This window comes from Nonomuraea sp. NPDC004186, assembly GCF_053603495.1.
The window spans coordinates 21,568-38,598 of record NZ_JBSGFQ010000035.1 but is presented as its reverse complement, the minus strand read 5'-3'; the positions used below and the strand labels follow the sequence as shown (position 1 = coordinate 38,598).

15 protein-coding genes are annotated in these 17,031 nt (G+C 71.2%); 10 read left to right on the top strand and 5 right to left on the bottom strand.

The window, feature by feature from the left end; all coding sequences use genetic code 11:
* The first annotated feature begins 80 nt into the window (after positions 1–80).
* Together lnt and ACWEPL_RS27105 are read left to right on the top strand one after the other, a co-directional pair.
* Positions 81–1,685, top strand: a complete 1,605-nt coding sequence (lnt, locus tag ACWEPL_RS27110; RefSeq protein ID WP_452437812.1) for an apolipoprotein N-acyltransferase — start codon at positions 81–83, stop codon at positions 1,683–1,685.
* On the top strand, positions 1,685–2,431 hold the full coding sequence (locus tag ACWEPL_RS27105; RefSeq protein WP_363968680.1) for a polyprenol monophosphomannose synthase: 747 nt from the start codon (positions 1,685–1,687) through the stop codon (positions 2,429–2,431). The genes lnt and ACWEPL_RS27105 overlap by 1 nt, the downstream gene beginning before the upstream one ends.
* 9 nt (positions 2,432–2,440) lie before the next feature.
* Here the strand turns inward: ACWEPL_RS27105 and ACWEPL_RS27100 are convergent, their stop codons facing one another.
* Positions 2,441–3,283 carry a MurR/RpiR family transcriptional regulator gene (locus ACWEPL_RS27100; protein WP_350734596.1) on the bottom strand — a complete coding sequence of 281 codons (843 nt, stop codon included), beginning with the start codon at positions 3,281–3,283 and terminating at the stop codon, positions 2,441–2,443.
* Positions 3,284–3,437: 154 nt separating this feature from the next.
* Here ACWEPL_RS27100 and ACWEPL_RS27095 point away from each other — a divergent pair, with 154 nt between their 5' ends.
* From ACWEPL_RS27095 to ACWEPL_RS27065, 7 genes are all read left to right on the top strand, one after another.
* Positions 3,438–4,571, top strand: a complete 1,134-nt coding sequence (locus ACWEPL_RS27095) for a C45 family peptidase (protein WP_363968678.1) — start codon at positions 3,438–3,440, stop codon at positions 4,569–4,571.
* Positions 4,568–6,175, top strand: a complete 1,608-nt coding sequence (locus ACWEPL_RS27090) for an ABC transporter substrate-binding protein (protein WP_452437811.1) — start codon at positions 4,568–4,570, stop codon at positions 6,173–6,175. The genes ACWEPL_RS27095 and ACWEPL_RS27090 overlap by 4 nt, the downstream gene beginning before the upstream one ends.
* 4 nt (positions 6,176–6,179) lie before the next feature.
* The gene (locus ACWEPL_RS27085) at positions 6,180–7,094 is read left to right on the top strand and encodes an ABC transporter permease (RefSeq protein ID WP_350734590.1); all 915 of its coding nucleotides are present in this window, start codon (positions 6,180–6,182) and stop codon (positions 7,092–7,094) included.
* Entirely contained in the window at positions 7,091–7,933 is an 843-nt protein-coding gene (locus ACWEPL_RS27080) for an ABC transporter permease (RefSeq protein ID WP_363968674.1), read from the top strand. Before ACWEPL_RS27085 ends, ACWEPL_RS27080 begins: the two co-directional genes overlap by 4 nt.
* Positions 7,933–8,874 (top strand): ABC transporter ATP-binding protein, encoded by a 942-nt coding sequence (locus tag ACWEPL_RS27075; protein ID WP_449896652.1) that lies wholly within the window; start codon positions 7,933–7,935, stop codon positions 8,872–8,874. The genes ACWEPL_RS27080 and ACWEPL_RS27075 overlap by 1 nt, the downstream gene beginning before the upstream one ends.
* The gene (locus tag ACWEPL_RS27070; RefSeq protein ID WP_452437810.1) at positions 8,874–9,611 is read left to right on the top strand and encodes an ABC transporter ATP-binding protein; all 738 of its coding nucleotides are present in this window, start codon (positions 8,874–8,876) and stop codon (positions 9,609–9,611) included. Before ACWEPL_RS27075 ends, ACWEPL_RS27070 begins: the two co-directional genes overlap by 1 nt.
* 71 nt (positions 9,612–9,682) lie before the next feature.
* On the top strand, positions 9,683–10,159 hold the full coding sequence (locus ACWEPL_RS27065) for an FxsA family protein (protein ID WP_363968670.1): 477 nt from the start codon (positions 9,683–9,685) through the stop codon (positions 10,157–10,159).
* A 394-nt stretch (positions 10,160–10,553) separates the two neighbouring features.
* On the opposite strand, the gene ACWEPL_RS27060 is transcribed toward ACWEPL_RS27065, so the two are convergent.
* The 3 genes from ACWEPL_RS27060 to ACWEPL_RS27050 all read right to left on the bottom strand — a co-directional run bounded on the left by ACWEPL_RS27060 (position 10,554) and on the right by ACWEPL_RS27050 (position 12,434).
* Positions 10,554–10,898, bottom strand: a complete 345-nt coding sequence (locus ACWEPL_RS27060; RefSeq protein ID WP_185074387.1) for an RNA polymerase-binding protein RbpA — start codon at positions 10,896–10,898, stop codon at positions 10,554–10,556.
* A 125-nt stretch (positions 10,899–11,023) separates the two neighbouring features.
* Positions 11,024–11,641: a hypothetical protein gene (locus tag ACWEPL_RS27055; protein ID WP_452437809.1), complete on the bottom strand. Its 618-nt coding sequence runs from the start codon at positions 11,639–11,641 to the stop codon at positions 11,024–11,026.
* 283 nt (positions 11,642–11,924) lie between these two features.
* Complete coding sequence (locus tag ACWEPL_RS27050) at positions 11,925–12,434, bottom strand: nuclear transport factor 2 family protein (RefSeq protein WP_452437808.1); 510 nt, start codon at positions 12,432–12,434, stop codon at positions 11,925–11,927.
* Positions 12,435–12,467: 33 nt separating this feature from the next.
* Here ACWEPL_RS27050 and ACWEPL_RS27045 point away from each other — a divergent pair, with 33 nt between their 5' ends.
* Positions 12,468–12,947 carry a winged helix-turn-helix transcriptional regulator gene (locus ACWEPL_RS27045; protein ID WP_363968662.1) on the top strand — a complete coding sequence of 160 codons (480 nt, stop codon included), beginning with the start codon at positions 12,468–12,470 and terminating at the stop codon, positions 12,945–12,947.
* 2,608 nt (positions 12,948–15,555) lie between these two features.
* Here the strand turns inward: ACWEPL_RS27045 and ACWEPL_RS27040 are convergent.
* On the bottom strand, positions 15,556–16,989 hold the full coding sequence (locus tag ACWEPL_RS27040) for an MFS transporter (RefSeq protein WP_363968660.1): 1,434 nt from the start codon (positions 16,987–16,989) through the stop codon (positions 15,556–15,558).
* Positions 16,990–17,031 lie beyond the last annotated feature (42 nt).

Below are 17,031 nucleotides of genomic sequence, written 5' to 3'. Positions count from 1 at the left end.
CGGAAGGGGCGTCCGGGTCCGACGCGACGCCTGCGTCCGAGAACGCGCCTGAGGGGGCGTCGCCCGCCGCCGGTGGCCCTGTGCCGCAATCCGTGCCCGCCGCCGCGCCCGACGCCGCACCCGTGTCCAAGGGGCCGGCTGCGTCCGAGACGGTGAGTCCGGGTGGCGGGGGGCGGGTGCTGTGGGCCCGCGTCGTGGCGGGTGTGGTCGGCGGGGTGGCGTTGTACACCGCGTTCCCGTCGCTCAACTGGTGGCCGGCCGCCCCGATCGGCGTCGGGCTGATCGTCGCGTCCCTCTACGGCACCCGGCCCAGGAGGGCCGCCTGGCTCGGCTACGTGATCGCCCTGGTGTTCCTGCTGCCCACCCTCGCCTGGGTGCGGCCCATCGGCGACGACGTCTGGCTGATGCTGGTCGCCACGGAGAGCGTGTTCTACGCCGTCATGGCCGCCCTGGCCGCGCTGGTGTTCAGGCTGCGCGCGTGGCCGCTGTGGTTCGGCGGGCTGTGGGTGGCCATGGAGTGGGCCCGCAGCCAGGTGCCCATCGGCGGGTTCCCGTGGGCGCGGCTGGCGTTCAGCCAGAGCGAGTCCCTGTTCACGCAGTACGCCGCGCTGGGCGGCGCGCCCCTGGTGTCGTTCGCCGTGGCCTTGTGCGGCGCCCTGCTGGCCTACGCGGCCCTGGCCCGGCCCAAGGTCGAGGGCGGGTGGCGCAGGGCCGTGCCGGCGATCCTGGCGCTGGCCGTGCCGGTGCTGACGCTGGCGCTCCCCAGGCCGGGCGACGAGGGGCGGGCGGTCAACGTCGGCATCGTCCAGGGGAACGTCCCGGGAAGGGGCATGGGCTTCCTGGGGGACGAACCCGCCGTTGTCCTGAAAAATCATGCCAATGAGACGAAACGCCTGGCCCAGGCCGTACGCGAAGGAAAACTCCCCAAACCCGACGCGGTCGTCCTCCCCGAGAACTCCACCGACATCGACCCCTACCAGGACCCGTACGCCCGCGAGATCATCCAGGACTCCGTCCGCGACGTCGGCGTCCCGACGCTGATCGGAGCGGTGGTCGCGATCGGCGAGGATTCCCGCGCCACCCGCAGCCTCGTCTGGGACCCGGTGACCGGCCCCGGCGCCTATTACGACAAGCAGCATCTGGTCCCGTTCGGGGAGTACACGCCGTTCAAGGACCTCGTCCTGGCCCTGTGGGAGCGGGCGAGCCTGGTCGGACGGCAGTCGGTCCCGGGGGACAAGCCGGGCGACCTGAAGCTGGGCCCGATCACGATCGGCGCGGTCAACTGCTACGAGGTGGCCTACGACGACACCGTGCGCGGCACCGTGCGCGCCGGGGGCACGGTCCTGGCGATGCAGGCCAACAACGCCACGTACGCGCTGTCGAATCTGCCGACGCAGCAGCTGGCCATGTACAAGCTGCGCGCCGTCGAGCACAACCGGGCGGTCGTGGCCGCCGCCACCACGGGGATCTCCGCCTACATCCGGCCTGACGGTAAGGTCTCCTGGCAGACCCGCGAACTGGTCGCGGACATGAACGTGGTCAAGGTGCCCGTACGCACCCAGGAAACGATCGCCACCACGGTGGGCGCGGTTCCTGAGTGGGCATTGATGGTGATGGGAGCGGCGGCGGCAGGAGTCGCCGCGTGGCGGGGCAGGCGGCGAGGCGATCGGATGAGGAACGACTGATGATGGAGACTCTCGGCCGGGTGCTCGTCGTCGTACCGACCTACAACGAGCGCGACAATCTGCCCATGATCGTGGAGCGGATCCGGGCGGCGCTGCCGGAGGTCCACGTGCTCGTGGCCGACGACAACAGCCCCGACGGCACCGGCGAGGTGGCCGACGGGCTGGCCGACGGCGACGACCACGTCCACGTCCTGCACCGGGAGACCAAGCAGGGTCTCGGCGCGGCGTACATCGCCGGGTTCCGCTGGGGGCTGCGGGAGGGCTACGACGTCCTGGTCGAGATGGACGCCGACGGCTCCCACCAGCCCGAGGAGCTGCCCAAGCTGCTCGAGGCGCTGGCCGACGGCGCCGACCTGGCGATCGGGTCGCGTTACGTGCCCGGCGGCAAGGTCGTCAACTGGCCGCACCGGCGCGAGCTGCTGTCCAAGGGCGCCAACCTCTACACCCGGGTGATGCTCGGCCTGCCCGTGCGTGACGCGACCGCAGGGTTCCGCGCCTACCGCGCCGCCACCCTGGAGAAGGTGGGCCTGTCCGGCGTGGAGTCGCAGGGCTACTGCTTCCAGGTCGACCTCACGCTGCGCACGTCCAGGAACGGGCTACGGGTGGTGGAGGTGCCCATCACGTTCGTGGAGCGTACGGTGGGCAAGAGCAAGATGAGCGGCAAGGTCATGTCCGAGGCGCTGTGGCGCATCGGCCTGTGGGGCGTCACGGGCCTGCCCAAGCGGCTGCGCGGCGGCCCCCACTAGCGGCCCCTTCTAGCGGAAACGCGGGCCGAGCAGCTGCTCGCGCAGCGCGTTGAGCTGGTGGGAGTGCTCGACGGATCGCGGCTCGTCTAGCGAGTCGAGCGCCAGCAGCAGCGCGTCGGCCACGAGGATGCCGGCCAGGGGCTCGCCGGTGATGCCGGTGGGGGTGTGCGGCGCGGCCAGCACCGCGTCCACGCGTTCGGCGAACTCGCCGCCGAGCTCGTCGGAGATCAGCACGATGCCCGCGCCCACGGCGTGGGCCCGCTCGATCAGCACGGTGATCTCCTTGAGCCGCCGGCCGGGCTGGAAGATGACAAGCACCTCGTCGTGGGCCAGCGAGAGCAGGTCGTCGGCGAGCGCGAAGCCGGTGGCCGAGGTGGCGCGGGCGCGGTGGCCCCGGCGGCCCAGCTTGAGCGCCAAGTGGCGGGCCGCCGGGTCGGACGCGCCGGCGCCGTAGACGAGCACTCCTGGCGCGTTGACCAGCAGCTCCACGGCCTTCTTGTACGCCTCGGGGTCGAGCAGGCGGCGGCAGTGGTCGATCCGTTCGCGGGCCTCGTCGAAGACCCGCTCCCAGATGGCCGACAGGTCCTGGCCCACGTGGCCGATGCGCCGCTTGAGCCGGACGTCGGGCGCCACGGACGAGGTGAACTCGGCCGCCAGCGCCCGCTTGAGCCCGGGCAGGCCGCCGAAGCCCAGCCGCTGCATGGTGCGCACCACGGTGGCGTTGCTGGTGCCGGTCGCGCTGCCCAGCTCCTGGGCGCTGGCGAAGAGGATCTGCTCGGGCGAGGCCGAGATCAAATAGTGGCACACGGCCCGCTCGGCCGGTGACAGCTCGTCCCACAGCTGCCTGACCATGGCCCTGAGCTGCTCGATTGGGCTGTGTGTATTTTCCATTACGACTCTTGACTCCCGTGTAGCGCTCATTACTCTGTCTTTGGAAACGACCGCTACAGACTTGCCGTCCCTTGAAATGAACGTTACAGGACGCCGGCCGGTCCAAGGAGCACCATTGAGCCTCACATCCCTGCCCCTCGTCGAGATCTCCGGCGCTCCGCGTGAGCGCGGGCGCCAGTACGGCGAGCAGGCCCGCGACCGCGTGCACCGCGCGCTGGCCTACTACGCCGAGGCGTTCGCGCACTCCAGCGGCCTGTCGTGGGAGCAGGTCGGCGCGCGTGCGGCGCGCTGGGTCGAGCCCAGCAAGGAGTTCGCGCCGGAGCTGGTCGAGGAGATGGAGGGCATCGCCGAGGGCGCCGGCGTCGGCTTCCTCGACATCCTGGCGCTCAACGCCCGCGGCGAGATCATCTACGACACCACGTTCGGCTCCATGGAGCCCGACGGGTGCACGTCGTTCGCGCTGATGCCGGAGGCCTCCGGCGACGGCCACGTCTACGCGGGCCAGAACTGGGACTGGCGCGACGGCGTCTCCGACACGGTGATGGTGCTGAGGGTGGTGCAGCCCGGCCGGCCGACGGTCATCATGCACGTGGAGGCGGGGCAGGTCGGGCGGCAGGGGGCCAACTCGGCGGGCATCGCGCTCAACGCCAACGGGCTCGGCGGGCGCTTCGACGACTCGGTGGGCGTGCCGCAGACGCTGATCAGGCGCAAGGTGCTCGACAGCGGCAACCTCAACTCCGCGCTGGAGGCGCTGACCAAGTCGCGGGCCCACATCGCCAGCAACGCGCTGGTCACCCATCGCGACGGGTTCGCCATCGATCTGGAGACCACCCCCGGCGCGATCGGCTGGATGTACCCGACCGGCGGGCTGCTCGTGCACGGCAACCACTACCAGGCGTTCGTGCCGCCGCAGCTGGCCGCGACCTACCGGCCCGGCTCGGCCGACTCGCTGTTCCGGGTGCCCAGGGCCGAGGGCGGGCTGCGTACCGTGGCCGAGGCGTCCGGCACCGACGAGGCCCGCAAGCGCATCAGGCTCGCCATGTCCGACCACCTGGGCTACCCCGAGTCCCTCTGCACCCACCCCGACGAGACCCAGCCCGCCGTCAAACGGTGGGCGACCCTGCTGTCGAGCTGCGTCGACCTCACCACGGGCGACTACCTGATCGCGGCCGGCACGCCCTGTGACCACGAGTACGAGCGCGTGCCCTGGAACCTCTACGACGGACCGCATGGAGAAGTGACCCCGTGAAGAAGACCCTCGCCCTGCTCGGGCTCGCCGCTCTCACCGCGGCCTGCGGCGGACCGGCGGCCACCACCAAGGCGCCCGACCCGGCCACGCTCACGCTGGTCGACCGCACGCCGAAGGCGGCAGGCCCGCTCGACAACGCCGTCTGGCTGCTCGGCCAGGAGCCCGGCACCCTCGACCTCGACCTCGACGGCGGCACCGACAACCGCACGGTCATGGCCAACGTCTGCGAGCGCCTCATGCAGACCCAGCCCGACATGACGGTCAAGCCGTGGCTGGCCGAGAAGGCCGAGCAACGCGACCCCAAGACCATGGTCCTCACGCTGCGCCAGGACGCCACGTTCCACGACGGCTCGCCGGTCACCGCCGACGACGTCGTGTGGAGCCTCAAGCGGCACTCGGGTGAGGGCAAGGACGAGTCCGACGAGTTCGAGGACGTGCAGTCGGTCACCAAGACCGGCGACCACGAGGTCACGATCGCGTTCAAGCGGCCCAACGCGCTGTTCGTGCAGGCCCTCGCGGGCGGCGCGGGCATCGTGCTGAACCAGAAGGTCGTGGACGAGCTCGGCAAGGACTTCGGCACACCCGGGCACGAAGACGCCTGCAGCGGGCCCTACCGGCTCAAGGAGTGGAAGTCCGGCAGCCAGCTGACAATCGAGCGCTATGACGCGTACTGGAACAAGGACGTCAAGCCGCTCACCAAGAGCGTCACCTTCCAGTGGGCCGACGACACGGCGCTGGTCAACAGCCTGGTCACGGGGGCGGCGCAGGGGGCCTACCTGTCGGACACCGGGCCCGCGGTGGCGCTGCAGAGCAACCAGGCGGTGAGCGTGGCCTACGGCGCGACCACCCGCGTGTTCGTGCTGCTGCCGACCGACCGCGGCGTGATGAAGGACGCGCGGATCCGGCGGGCGCTGTCGCTGGCGGTCGACCGGGCGGGCATCGCCAAGTCCGGGTTCGCGGGGCTGGCCAGGCCGTGGAAGGTGCCGGTCGGGGCGGGGGCGTGGTCCTACGAGAAGGAGGCGTTCCAGGCGGCCTACGACCAGCTGCAGGGGTCGCCGGAGACGCCGCGGCTGGAGGAGGCCAAGAAGCTCGTGCAGGAGGCCGGGTCGCCGAAGGAGCCGATCATCGTGGCGACCAACGGCGAGCAGGCCCGTACGGTGATCGCCAACGCGGTGGTCGACGCGGCGAAGAAGATCGGGCTGACCGCGCAGATCAAGACCGTCCCCGCCTCGGAGTTCGGCAGCTTCTACACCGACAAGTCGCTGCGCGCGCAGGTGGACCTGGTGCCCGACGACTGGTACATCACCAAGTCCGACCCGATCGGCTTCTACGACAACGGCCTGACCGGCTCGTCGAACAACTGGGTCAAGTTCAGCTCGCCCGAGTACGACGAGCTCGTCGCCAAGGCGCTGAGCGCCACCGACGACGCGGCCCGCGCCAAGGACGTCATCGAGCTGCAGCGCCGCTTCACCGCCGACATGGTGTGGATCTCGCTGGTCGAGGTGCCCAACGCGGTCGTGCTCGGCAGCAAGGTGACCGGGCCCCCGGCCTCGCAGGTGAACATGGGCTATCCGTGGGCGGCCGACCTCGGGGCCAAGGGCTGAGTCCATGGTGCGCAAGCTGGCCGGGCTGCTCGTCACGCTGCTCGCCACCTCGTTCGTGATCTTCGGGGCGTCCTACGCGGCGCCCGGCGACCCGGTCACGTTCCTGGCGGGCGGCAAGGAGAACCTCACGCCCGAATACCTGGCCGCCGTCCGGGCCGAATACCACCTGGACGACCCGTTCCTGGTGCAGTACGCACGATGGCTCGGTGACGCGGCGACCGGCGACCTCGGGCGTTCGACCCAGTACAACGACCAGGTCTTCGACCTGCTGATGGCGCGGCTGCCGAGCACGCTCGGGCTGGTGGCGTACGCCGCGGTGCTGTTCGTGGTGTTCGGGGTCGCGCTCGGGGTGCTGGCCGCGGTGCGCGGCGGGCGCACCGACTCGGCGGTGGTGGCGGGCACGACGTTCGCCACCTCGGTGCCGCCCTTCGTGGTGGCCACGGCGCTGATCTCGCTGTTCGGCGTGCAGCTCGGCTGGTTCCCCGTCATGGGCGGCCAGTCGCTGTGGCACCTGACGCTGCCCGCCGTGACGCTGGCGCTCGGCGCGCTGGCCATCATCAGCCGGGTCACCCGGCAGTCCATGGTGGAGCAGCGCGAGCTCGACCACGTGACCGTGGCCCGCGCGTCCGGGCTGTCCGAGCGGCTGATCGTGGTCAGACACGTGCTCAGGGGCGCGCTGGGGCCGATCGTGACCATGTGCGGGCTGGTCACGGCGGGCATGCTGGCGGGCACGGTGACCGTGGAGACCGCGTTCGGGCTCAACGGCGTCGGCTCGCTGCTGGTCAACGCGATCAACACGCACGACTTCCCGGTGACGCAGGCGGTGATGTTGCTCATGGTGAGCGCGTACATCCTCGTGACCACGCTCGTCGATCTCGCCCAGCCGCTGATCGACCCCAGGGTGCGGAGGCCCGCATGACCACGATGGTCGCCACACTCTCTCCGAAGGCCGCCCGGCCGCTCGGTTACCGGCTGGCCGGCGCCTTCCTGGTGCTGGTCGTGGTGGCGGCGGTGTTCGCGCCGCTGGTGGCCCCGTACGAGCCGGACGGGGTCGACTTCGCCGCCACGCTCGCGCCGATGTCGCCCGAGCACCCGCTCGGCGCCGACCAGTCCGGCCGTGACCTGTTCACCAGGGTCCTGTACGGCGCCCGCACCTCCCTGATCGGCCCCCTGGCGCTGCTGGCCATCGCCTCCGTGCTCGGCGTCGCGCTGGGCACACTGGCCGCCTGGCACCGCGGCTGGGTGGACGCCGTCGTGTCCAGGCTGACCGACGTCATGTACGCCTTCCCGGGGCTGCTGTTCGTGGTGCTGGTCGTCGCGGTGTTCGGCAACGGGATGACCACGGCCGTGGTCGCGCTCGGGCTGGCGTACACGCCGACGATCGCCCGCTACACCAGGAGCGTCGCGCTGGGCGAGTGCGGCAAGCCGTACATCGACGCCTACCGGGTCCAGGGCATGGGCGGGTTCGCGATCTGCGTGCGGCACCTGGTGCCCAACATGGCGCGCTCGATCGTGGGCTACCTGGTCGTGCTGTTCGGCGAGGGGCTGATGAGCCTGGCCACGCTGAGCTTCCTCGGGTTCGGGGCTCAGCCGCCGTCGTCCGACTGGGGGCTCATGGTCAAGGAAGGACAACCGGCGATCGTGCAGGGCGCGTTCCTGCCGGTGCTGGTGCCGGGCGCGGCCATCGCGCTGGTGGTCGTGTCGTTCAACGTGATCGGCGTACGCCTGGCCGACCGCATGGGCGTGAGGGGGACCTGATGCTGCTCTCCGTGGAGGAGTTGACGATCACGGCGGGCGGCCGGCGGCCGATCCTGCGCGAGGTGTCGCTGGCCGTCGGCAAGGGCGAGATCGTGGGCCTGGTCGGCGAGTCGGGATCGGGCAAGTCCACGCTGGCCCGGGCGGTGCTGCGGCTGCTGCCCGCCGGGGCGGCGGCCTCCGGCAGGGTGCTGGTCTCGGGCGAGGACGTGCTCGCGATGGACCCGGGCCGGCTCAGGGACCTGCGGGCCTCGCAAGTGTCGATGATCTACCAGGACCCACGCTCCTCGCTCAACCCGGTCCGCCGGGTCGGCGACTTCCTGACCGAGCGCATGGTGCACACGCTGGGCCGCCCCAAGGCCGAGGCACGCGCCCGGGCGGTGGAGCTGCTGGCCGCCGTCGGCCTGCGCGATCCCGAGCTGCGCATGCGGCAATACCCGCACGAGTTGTCCGGCGGCATGCTGCAACGGGTGGTCGTCGCCGCCGCGCTGGCCGCCGACCCCGCGCTGCTGCTGGCCGACGAGGCGACGAGCGCGCTCGACGTCACCACGCAGGCCGAGACCCTCGCCCTGCTGCGCGAGGTCCAGGCGGAGCGGGAGCTCGGCATGCTGTTCATCACCCACGACCTGCACCTCGCGGCGTCCTTCTGCGACCGGGTGCACGTGCTGTACGCGGGCACGGTGGTCGAGTCGCGACCGGCCAAGGAGCTGTTCGAGGACCCCCGCCACCCGTACACGGCCGGGTTGCTGGCCTGCACGCCGGAGCTGGACGATCCCCGTCCCCTCCGGCCCATCCCCGGCCGCCCGCCCTCGCTGGACGACACGTTCGCCGGCTGCCCGTTCGCGCCGCGGTGCCCGCGGGCCGCGGACGCCTGCGAGGAGTGGTCGCCGCGGCCCGTGACCGTGTCCGGCGGCTCCGCCGCCTGCCGTCTGGTGGAGGCGTGATGCTCGGCGTACACGATCTGTGCAAGTCCTTCCACGGCTCGGTGGCCGCCGACCAGGTGTCCTTCGGGCTGCCGCCGGGCGGCTCGCTGGGCCTGGTCGGGGAGTCCGGGTCGGGGAAGACGACGATCGCGCGCATGCTCGTCGGCCTCGTCACCCCCGACTCCGGCACGATCACCGTGGACGGGCGGGCGCGCTCGGCCAGGGAACGCGGCCGGGCGGCGCGGCTCCGGCGGGCCCGCGAGATCCAGATGGTGTTCCAGGACCCCTATCTGTCGCTCGACCCGCGGCTCACCGCCGCCGAGTGCCTTCAGGTGGCGCTCCGGCTGCACGGCGGGGACCGCTCGCGCGTCCCCGAGCTGCTCGACCAGGTCGGGCTGGGCAGCCGCGAGGCCGGGGCCCGGCCCCACCAGCTCAGCGGCGGGCAGCGGCAGCGCCTGGCCATCGCCAGGGCGCTGGCCGTGGAACCGTCGGTGCTCGTGCTCGACGAGGCCGTGGCCGCGCTGGACGTCTCCATCCAGGCGCAGATCCTCGAACTGCTCAACCGGGTGCGCGCCGAATCCGGCGTCGCGCTGCTGTTCGTCAGCCACGACCTGGCCGTCGTACGCCACCTGTGCGAGGACACGCTGGTGCTGCACAGAGGGGTGGTCGTCGAGCGTGGGCCCGTCGCGAGGGTGCTGGCGGAGCCCGAGCATCCCTACACCAGGCTGCTGCTCGACTCGGTGCCCAGGGCGCGCTAGCAGCCAGGAACGCTTTGGGGCCGTCGGCCGTTGTTCCTGGTGTAACGCGCTGGTGCGGAATCGAGGAAACGATGCGGCTGCTGCTCTTCCTGGCCTTCCTGGTCGTCCCCGTCCTGGAGATCTGGCTGCTCATCCAGGTGGGTTCGGTGATCGGCGGGCCCGCCACCGTGGCCCTGCTCATCGCCGACAGCCTGCTCGGCGCCTGGCTGGTACGCCGCGAGGGCCGCAGGGCCTGGCGGGCGCTCCAGGAGGCGATCGGGTCCGGCCGGATGCCCGAGCGCGAGCTCGCCGACGGCGGCCTGGTCCTGGTGGGCGGCGCGCTGCTGCTGACGCCGGGCTTCTTCACGGACGTCTTCGGGTTCCTGTGCATCCTGCCGTTCACGCGGCCTCTGATGCGCCGCCTGGGCGCCTGGTTCTTCGACCGCCGGGTCAAGCGGCTGGCCGCGAGCTCCCCGTACGCGAACCTCTTCCCGCCCCACCAGGACGTGAGAGTGCCGGACAGCGGCCGGGTGGTGCACGGCGAGGTCATCCGCGAGGACCGCGACTGATCGTCCCGGTGGGGCCTGCGTTCGAGGTCTATCGGCCCCGGGAGGACGCATGCCGTAGGCTCGCCGGGCCATGGGGGACGCGGACGCCGTCCGGGCTGGGAGGTAGAGCCCTGGCGGGCCCGCGTCGGCTCCTTGCCCGAGAGCGGTCTGCGCGCGCAGGACGGGGAGTGCAGAGCGCGACGCTCCTGCACGGCACTGACGGCCTGGACCTCGCGGTCAAGGACGGACGCGTCGTCGGGATGCGCGGGCGCGCCGGATCGCGTCAACCACGGCCGCCTCGGGCCGAGGGTCCTGACCTGACCCTGGCACCATCTTCGTGGTGTGGGCATCTTCGTGGTGTGGGCATGAAGAAACCCCCGGGCGGGTAGCCCGGGGGTTTCACCGTGAGAGGAGGTCAGGCGCTCTTACGACGCTGGGCCCGCAGAACCGCGAGCCGCTCGTTGAGCACCTCCTCAAGATCTTCGATCGACCGCCGCTCCAGGAGCATGTCCCAGTGTGTCCGCGGGGGCTTGACCTTCTTGGACTCCGGCTGCTCGCCGTCCACCCGCACCGCGGTCGCGCCGCACATGCGGCACTCCCAGGTAGCGGGGATCTCAGCCTCGGCTGCAAGCGGAACCTCGAAGCGATGGCCCTTAGGACAGGTGTAGGACACCTCCTGGCGCGGGGCCAGATCCGTGTTACGGTCGTTCTCGTAGCTGGTTGCCCCGAGCCGGGTGCCACGAAGCGCGCGCTCGCCCATGTCTAAATGCCTCCTACAGGGCCCCCTTGCGTGGGGGGATCTGTCTCCCACGGTGTCTAACGCTTGGTACCGTGATGGGATTCCCACCCGCGGGGTGATCCAATCGCGCTTGGGGCGTCGGTTCTTCACACAGTCGCCGATCGGGCCCGCGTTCCGGCCCTGACCAGGGCCGCCGCCAGCCAGACCCCGCCAATCATGATCAGCGCGCCGTGCGCGATCCGCAGCGGATACGGGCCGAAGAACTGCGGAATGAACAGCACGAACCCCAGCGCCAGAGCCGTCCCGCTCCACTTGGGCAGCATTCCGGACCGCCAGACGGCGATCGCCGCCATCACCGCGCCGACGGCCAGAACAAGGAGTCCCACGGCGAACATGGTGATCGCGACAGGACCGTACCTGAACTCCTCGGCCAGGTCCATCAGCGCGGGCGCCTGGTCGTGGAGGGAACGCCGGGCGATCACGTTCAGGCCGAAGTCCTCGGCACCGTAGTACGGGAGCGTCAGGCCCGCGCCCACCCAGGTCACGACGGCGGCACGCAGGGAGAGGCGGTCGCCGAGCACCTGGTGCAGCCCGAGCACGGCCAGGCCGAGCAGCACGAAACCGAGCATGGCGGCCGCGTGCCCGGCGACCCACGCCGTGGAGGCCATGGCTGTGGCGTCGTCGCCGGAGGGGCGGATGGCGGGATAAGCGAGGAAGAGGATGCCGGCGGCGGCGAAGGCCAGGGAGGTGAGCCTGGGGGCCATCAATGCTCCTTGAAGAGGGCGTTGCTCTTTAGTGAGAGCAATGCTCTCGCTTCGAGAGAGCATTGTCAAGAGCACTGCTCTCTCTTCGGATCAGTGAACCTCCTTGGTTGGTGTGAGACCGGCGGGGCGTGGGCTCTCAAACGGCCTGGCCGGGTGTCTTGAACCCGGCGAGCGCGACCATCCTCCGGGCGAGCAGGGCAGGGCAGGGCAGGGCAGTCGGGGCGGAACTGGGCATGATGGCGAACCGGGGCGGAGTGGCACGAGACGGGCGCCCGGTTGGGCTCTAGCGGGGACGCCTGCGGGTCAGGAGAGGGACCAGGGTCCTGTCACCGAAGCGGGTCATTACCGCCAGCGGCTTGACGGCGGCGGCAACGAGCCAAGGGAGGCCCGGTGTGCCGGTGGTGCGCGCCATGCCGGGGCCGAGTGCGGCCATCATCGCCGTCAGCCCAGGCAGGGGTCGGATCCACATGGTGATCTCCTTGATCAGCCCGTCCTCGCCCACCTCGACCAGCGCCGCCTCGTGAATCTCCTGGCGCCCCAGCCGGGCGGTCGCGGTCAGGGCCCGCGTACGTTCGTCGCCGATGTCCCTCTGATAGCGCAGGTCCGACAGCACGCCGAACACGACCGAGAACAGCTCCCGTACCTGCTCCTTGCCCTGAAAGGCGGCATTGGCGCTGAGCGGCGAGCGGAAGACCACGTCGTCGGCCAGCGTGGCGACGAGGGCGTCGACGTCGTGTGCCTCACCGGCCCGGCGGTAGGCGGCGGCAGGTGAGTTCTGAATGTGAACTGTCATAGGTTCACTTTATCAACCCACTATCCTGGGTCCATGAACAGGTTCGGTGAGATGCACTGCTCCATCGCCCAGGCCGTCGGCGTGGTCGCCGAGCCGTGGACACCGCTGATCCTGCGTGACCTGTTCCTGGGCCTGTGCAGGTTCGACGACCTGGCGGAGGACCTGGGCATCTCGCGCAACCTCCTGACCCGCCGCCTGGAGCATCTGGTGGCGGCCGGCGTGGTGGAGAAGCGGCCGTACCAGGAGCGTCCCGTGCGCCACGAGTACGTCCTCACCGAGGCGGGCCGCGATATCGTGCCGGCCCTGCTGACGTTGATGGCTTGGGGCGATCGCTGGTCCACGCCGCCGGGCGGCCCGCCCGCTCTCCTGGTGCACTCCTGCGGCGAGCGCTTCACCCCCGTCGTCACCTGCCCACACTGCGGCGACGAGGCCACCGCGGACACGGTCTCAGCCGTACGCGGCCCGGGCGCGGCCCAGGGCCCCGGCACCATGCTCCTCGCAGCACAGTCATGACCAGGCACGCAGCCGTCCGCCGCGACCATCCCACCGGCCGTACTGTGGTGATCGGGCAAACCGCCGTCCGCTGCGGCCGGCCCCCCACCGCACTGCCGACCGGGCACTCCGCCCTCTGCCGTGACCAGCCCACCGATCGCACCGCCGTGACCGGCCTGGGCCCCTGAACCTCGTGACGAGGACGTCGGCCGCGCCGTTGCACCCGGAGGGCGTCCCGGGTCGCTGTGACCAGATCACCGGCCGCACCGCCGTGCCTGCAGTCAGTCCCTGGCTGTAGCGATCAGAGCCGCCCGGACTGCCGTGACTGGCGTGCCGCCTTGGACGGCTTCCGGGATCGGGCGTCCGCCTGTCGATGAGAGACCTCTCATCCGCCGCTAACGCAGGCGCCATCGTAGGCCCGCAGGCTGAGAACCGGCAGCGTACGGGACCTACCGACGGGAGACGCCGATGAGACGGGGACCACGATGGCTCCTGCCGGCCGTCACCGTCGCGCTCGTCCTGGGCACCACGGCGGCGCTACCAGGGCGGCGGGAGGCCCGGGCGGCGTCGCCGCTCGGCGCGGTCCAGGTCGCCGCCGCCTCCGCGGATGGCGACGGGGGCGATGACGATGACGGGGAGGGCGATGGTGGGGACGGCAAAGCGGTGCGTACGGGTCCGGCGAGGGACCACTCAGGCGCCGGATCGGGCGGGAGCTCAAGACCAGGCAAGGGCTCGCAGCCTCGCTCGGACGACGGACGATCACAGGGTGGGGCGGAGGCGCAACCGTCCCCCTCCAGCGGTTTGGGGGGCGGCGAGGGGCAGGGTGCCTCGCACGGCCCCGGGCCCGCGGGCGCCGGTGACGGGACACGCACCTTCCGGGGCGTCGCAGGTCCGTCAGCATCGCGTGCCGGCGGAGGGCCGCAGAAGCGCGACGGACGCTCACCGGCGCGAGGCGGGCCGGATTTACACCCCCGAGGCGGACCGGATTCACAGGCGTCGGGCAGCGCCACTTCACCGACCTGGAAAGGGGGGAGCGGACCCGTGCAACGCGGCGCCGGCAGCTCAGAGACGCCGCCAAACGGGGTTCCGCCCTCCGGCGTTAACTCGCCGTCTCGAGACGCCACCATGCTTCCCCGAGGATCCGGCCACTCCGACAGTTCGACCGCGCAGCCCGGCACAGGCTCGCCGCCTGCCGCCGCAGGCTGGTCGCCTGGTGGTGCCGGTTCGCCGTCTGGCGGCGTGGGCCAGTCTCCGGGTGGTGTCGGCTCGGAGGCAGGTGCCGCTGGTCGGTCGCCGGGTGGTGTCGGTTCGCAGGCGGGTGCCGCTGGTCGGTCGCCGGGTGGTGTCGGTTCGCCGCCTGGCGCGGTGGGCCTGTCGCCTGACGGGTCAGGTTCGCCGTCTGGTGCCGCAGGCTGGTCGCCCGGTGGGGGAGGCTCGCTGCCTGTCGGCGGGGGCTGGTCGCCGGACGGCGTGGGCTGGTCGTCGGACGCTGGGGCTTGGGGGTCGCTTGAAGGCCATAGAAGCTGGTCGTCCCTCGATGGAGCCGAGGGGTGGCCGCCCTCGCACGACGTTGACGACGCGGCGACTCGACCCGGCGACGGCGGCTCGTCCGTTCTGCCCGATACCGGCGGCCCATCAACCTCATCTGGCGACGGCGCCTCGTCGCTCCCGGGAGGCTCCCCGCCGCGCGGTACGGGCGCGCCAGGCGGTACTGGCACGCCGGATGGTGCAGGCGTGCCGGGTTCCGATGCCGGGCGCACCACCGGCGACTCGTACGGCAACGGTCATCGGGGGTGGTGGGTGCTGTTCGCCATCGTGGGCACGGCTGCCCTCGCAGGGACGGCGTTCTGGATCGCCCACAAGCTCGGCCCGTGCCCTGACGCTCCGGCCGACTCGAGCTCTGAACCCCTGCCTGACTCCGGCCCCGATCCGCCACACAGCCCAAACGACTGAACCCTCCTGCCTGGCCGCCCGCTGGAAGCCTGCGGCGAGTTGTCGTGATCGGCGCGAGCGCTTGAATGAGCCGCCTAGCTGCTCGTTTCGTCGCGAGCACGTGGACGATCCGCCCGGCTCGTTTTCGTCGCGAGCGCTTGGTTGTGCCGTCTGGTGGTCCGTTCCGGTGTGAGTGCCTGGACGATCCGCGCGGCTGCTCACTTCGGCACGAGCGCTTGGATGTGCTGTCTGGCGGTCCGTCCCGGTCTGAGCGCCTGGACGATCCGCGCGGCTGCTCGCCTCGGCACGAGCGCCTGGATGTGCCGTCTGGCGGTCCGTCCCGGCACGCGCGCTTCATGTGCCGTCAGGTGGTGCGTCTCGGTGTGAGCGCTTGGATGTGGCGTCTGGTTGCTCGTCTCGGTGCGGGCACCTGGGCGAGCCGCCTGTGTGCTCGTCCAGGAAACCGCTGGGAGGGCAGCCGCCGAACGCCAGGAACGCGCCAGGAACGCGCCGGGAGTTACGCTGCCGAACGCCGGGGACGACCCCGGAGGCCGGTCGCCCACGGCGGCGGGCGGCTGCGGACCGGACCACCAGCGCGTGTCCACGTGGGATGGCGCCTCGTGTCCACGTGGGATGGTGCCTCATGCGGCTGCTCTCCCGGTGAACGGGCGCGAGGGGTTTGCCCGGGGGATGGGGGTCAGATGCGGTCGGGGACCTCGTTGCCGGCTTGGCGGATCGCCCTGGGGAGGTTGGTCAGGGCCAGGAGGACGAAGCCGATGATGAAGAAGATGATCATGGACACGATGGCGATCCGGTAGCTGTTGCTCAGATTGAGCGCGATCGTGACCGTCAAGGAGCCGATGAACGCCGAGCCCTTGTCGCTGATCTGCAGCAGGCTGAAATACTCGGCCTCCCGCCCCTTCGGGATCACCTGCGAGAACAGCGAGCGCGACAGCGCCTGCGTGCCCCCCAGCACGATCGCGATCGCGAACGCCATCAGGTAGAACTGCAGCTCCTGCCCCTCCTGGACGAACAGCGCCGCCACCACGATCGCCGTCCACAGCACCAGGCTGGCCAGCACCGCGCGCTTGGTGCCGATGCTGCGGGCCAGCCGGCCCAGCAGCAGCGCGCCGAAGAACGCCACGAACTGCACCATCAGGATGGCCGTGATCTGCACCGTCTTGTCGAGCTTGAGGGCCTCGGAGGCGAAGGCCGCGCTGTTGCCGATCACCGTCTGCACGCCGTCGTTGTAGATCAGGTACGCCACCAGGAACAGCAGCGTCAACGGATAGCGGCGCAGCTCGGCCAGGGTGCGGCCGAGCTGGCGGAAGCTGCCGCCGACCGAGCGCAGCGCCGTGGTCTCGTGGGCGGGCACGGGACGGTTGCGCAGCCGCAGCAGCGGGATGATCGTGAAGATCGCCCACCACAGGCCGGCCGACATCATGCTGATGCGCACCGCCATGCCCTCGGCAACTCCCAGGGCCTCATGCTGGGTGTAGAGGACGAGGTTGAGGGCCAGCAGCAGGCCGCCGCCCAGATAGCCGATGGCCCAGCCGCGCGAGGACACCCTGTCGCGCTCGGCCGGGGTGGAGATCTGCGGCAGGAAGGAGTCGTAGACCACGACCGAGGAGCCGTAGGCGAGGTTGGCCAGGATGAACAGCACCCCGCCCAGCATGTAGCGGTCGCCCTCGACGAAGTACAGGGCCATCGTGGCCAGCGCCCCGACGTAGGCGAAGCCGCCGAGCAGCTCCCGCTTGCGCCCGGTGTGGTCGGCCAGCGCGCCCACCACGGGCAGCACCACGATCTGCAGGAACACCGCGATCGTCAGCGTCAGCGCGAAGAACGCGGCCGGCCTGATGTCGGCGCCGAGCACGTCGACGTACCCCAGGCCCGGGTTGCTCTTGACCAGCTTGTCGAAGTCGGCTACGCACGTGCCGGAGACGATGTTCGGGAAGTCCTTGGCGCAGGCCGCGGTCTTGGCGACCGGGATGAGGTACGGGCCGAGGAAGACCGAGATGATCGTGGTGTAGAAGGCGGAGTTGGCCCAGTCGTAGAAGTACCAGCCGCGCTGCTCGCGCCTGCGGGCTGCGGGGGAGTCGTCGAGGGCCGCGGGGGGTGCGGGTACGGGCATGGTGTCGAGTCGCTCCTATGCGGCCGGGCGGCCCGGCCTGCA

Bases quoted from the DNA above. Each gene is read 5' to 3' on its own strand.
- ACWEPL_RS27055 (WP_452437809.1), bottom strand. From the start codon at position 11,641: ATGGCCCCCAGGCTCACCTCCCTGGCCTTCGCCGCCGCCGGCATCCTC.
- ACWEPL_RS27100 (WP_350734596.1), bottom strand. From the start codon at position 3,283: ATGGTCAGGCAGCTGTGGGACGAGCTGTCACCGGCCGAGCGGGCCGTG.
- ACWEPL_RS27105 (WP_363968680.1), top strand. From the start codon at position 1,685: ATGATGGAGACTCTCGGCCGGGTGCTCGTCGTCGTACCGACCTACAAC.
- ACWEPL_RS27060 (WP_185074387.1), bottom strand. From the start codon at position 10,898: ATGGGCGAGCGCGCGCTTCGTGGCACCCGGCTCGGGGCAACCAGCTAC.
- ACWEPL_RS27075 (WP_449896652.1), top strand. From the start codon at position 7,933: ATGCTGCTCTCCGTGGAGGAGTTGACGATCACGGCGGGCGGCCGGCGG.
- ACWEPL_RS27085 (WP_350734590.1), top strand. From the start codon at position 6,180: ATGGTGCGCAAGCTGGCCGGGCTGCTCGTCACGCTGCTCGCCACCTCG.
- ACWEPL_RS27065 (WP_363968670.1), top strand. From the start codon at position 9,683: ATGCGGCTGCTGCTCTTCCTGGCCTTCCTGGTCGTCCCCGTCCTGGAG.
- ACWEPL_RS27050 (WP_452437808.1), bottom strand. From the start codon at position 12,434: ATGACAGTTCACATTCAGAACTCACCTGCCGCCGCCTACCGCCGGGCC.
- ACWEPL_RS27040 (WP_363968660.1), bottom strand. From the start codon at position 16,989: ATGCCCGTACCCGCACCCCCCGCGGCCCTCGACGACTCCCCCGCAGCC.
- ACWEPL_RS27080 (WP_363968674.1), top strand. From the start codon at position 7,091: ATGACCACGATGGTCGCCACACTCTCTCCGAAGGCCGCCCGGCCGCTC.
- ACWEPL_RS27045 (WP_363968662.1), top strand. From the start codon at position 12,468: ATGAACAGGTTCGGTGAGATGCACTGCTCCATCGCCCAGGCCGTCGGC.
- ACWEPL_RS27070 (WP_452437810.1), top strand. From the start codon at position 8,874: ATGCTCGGCGTACACGATCTGTGCAAGTCCTTCCACGGCTCGGTGGCC.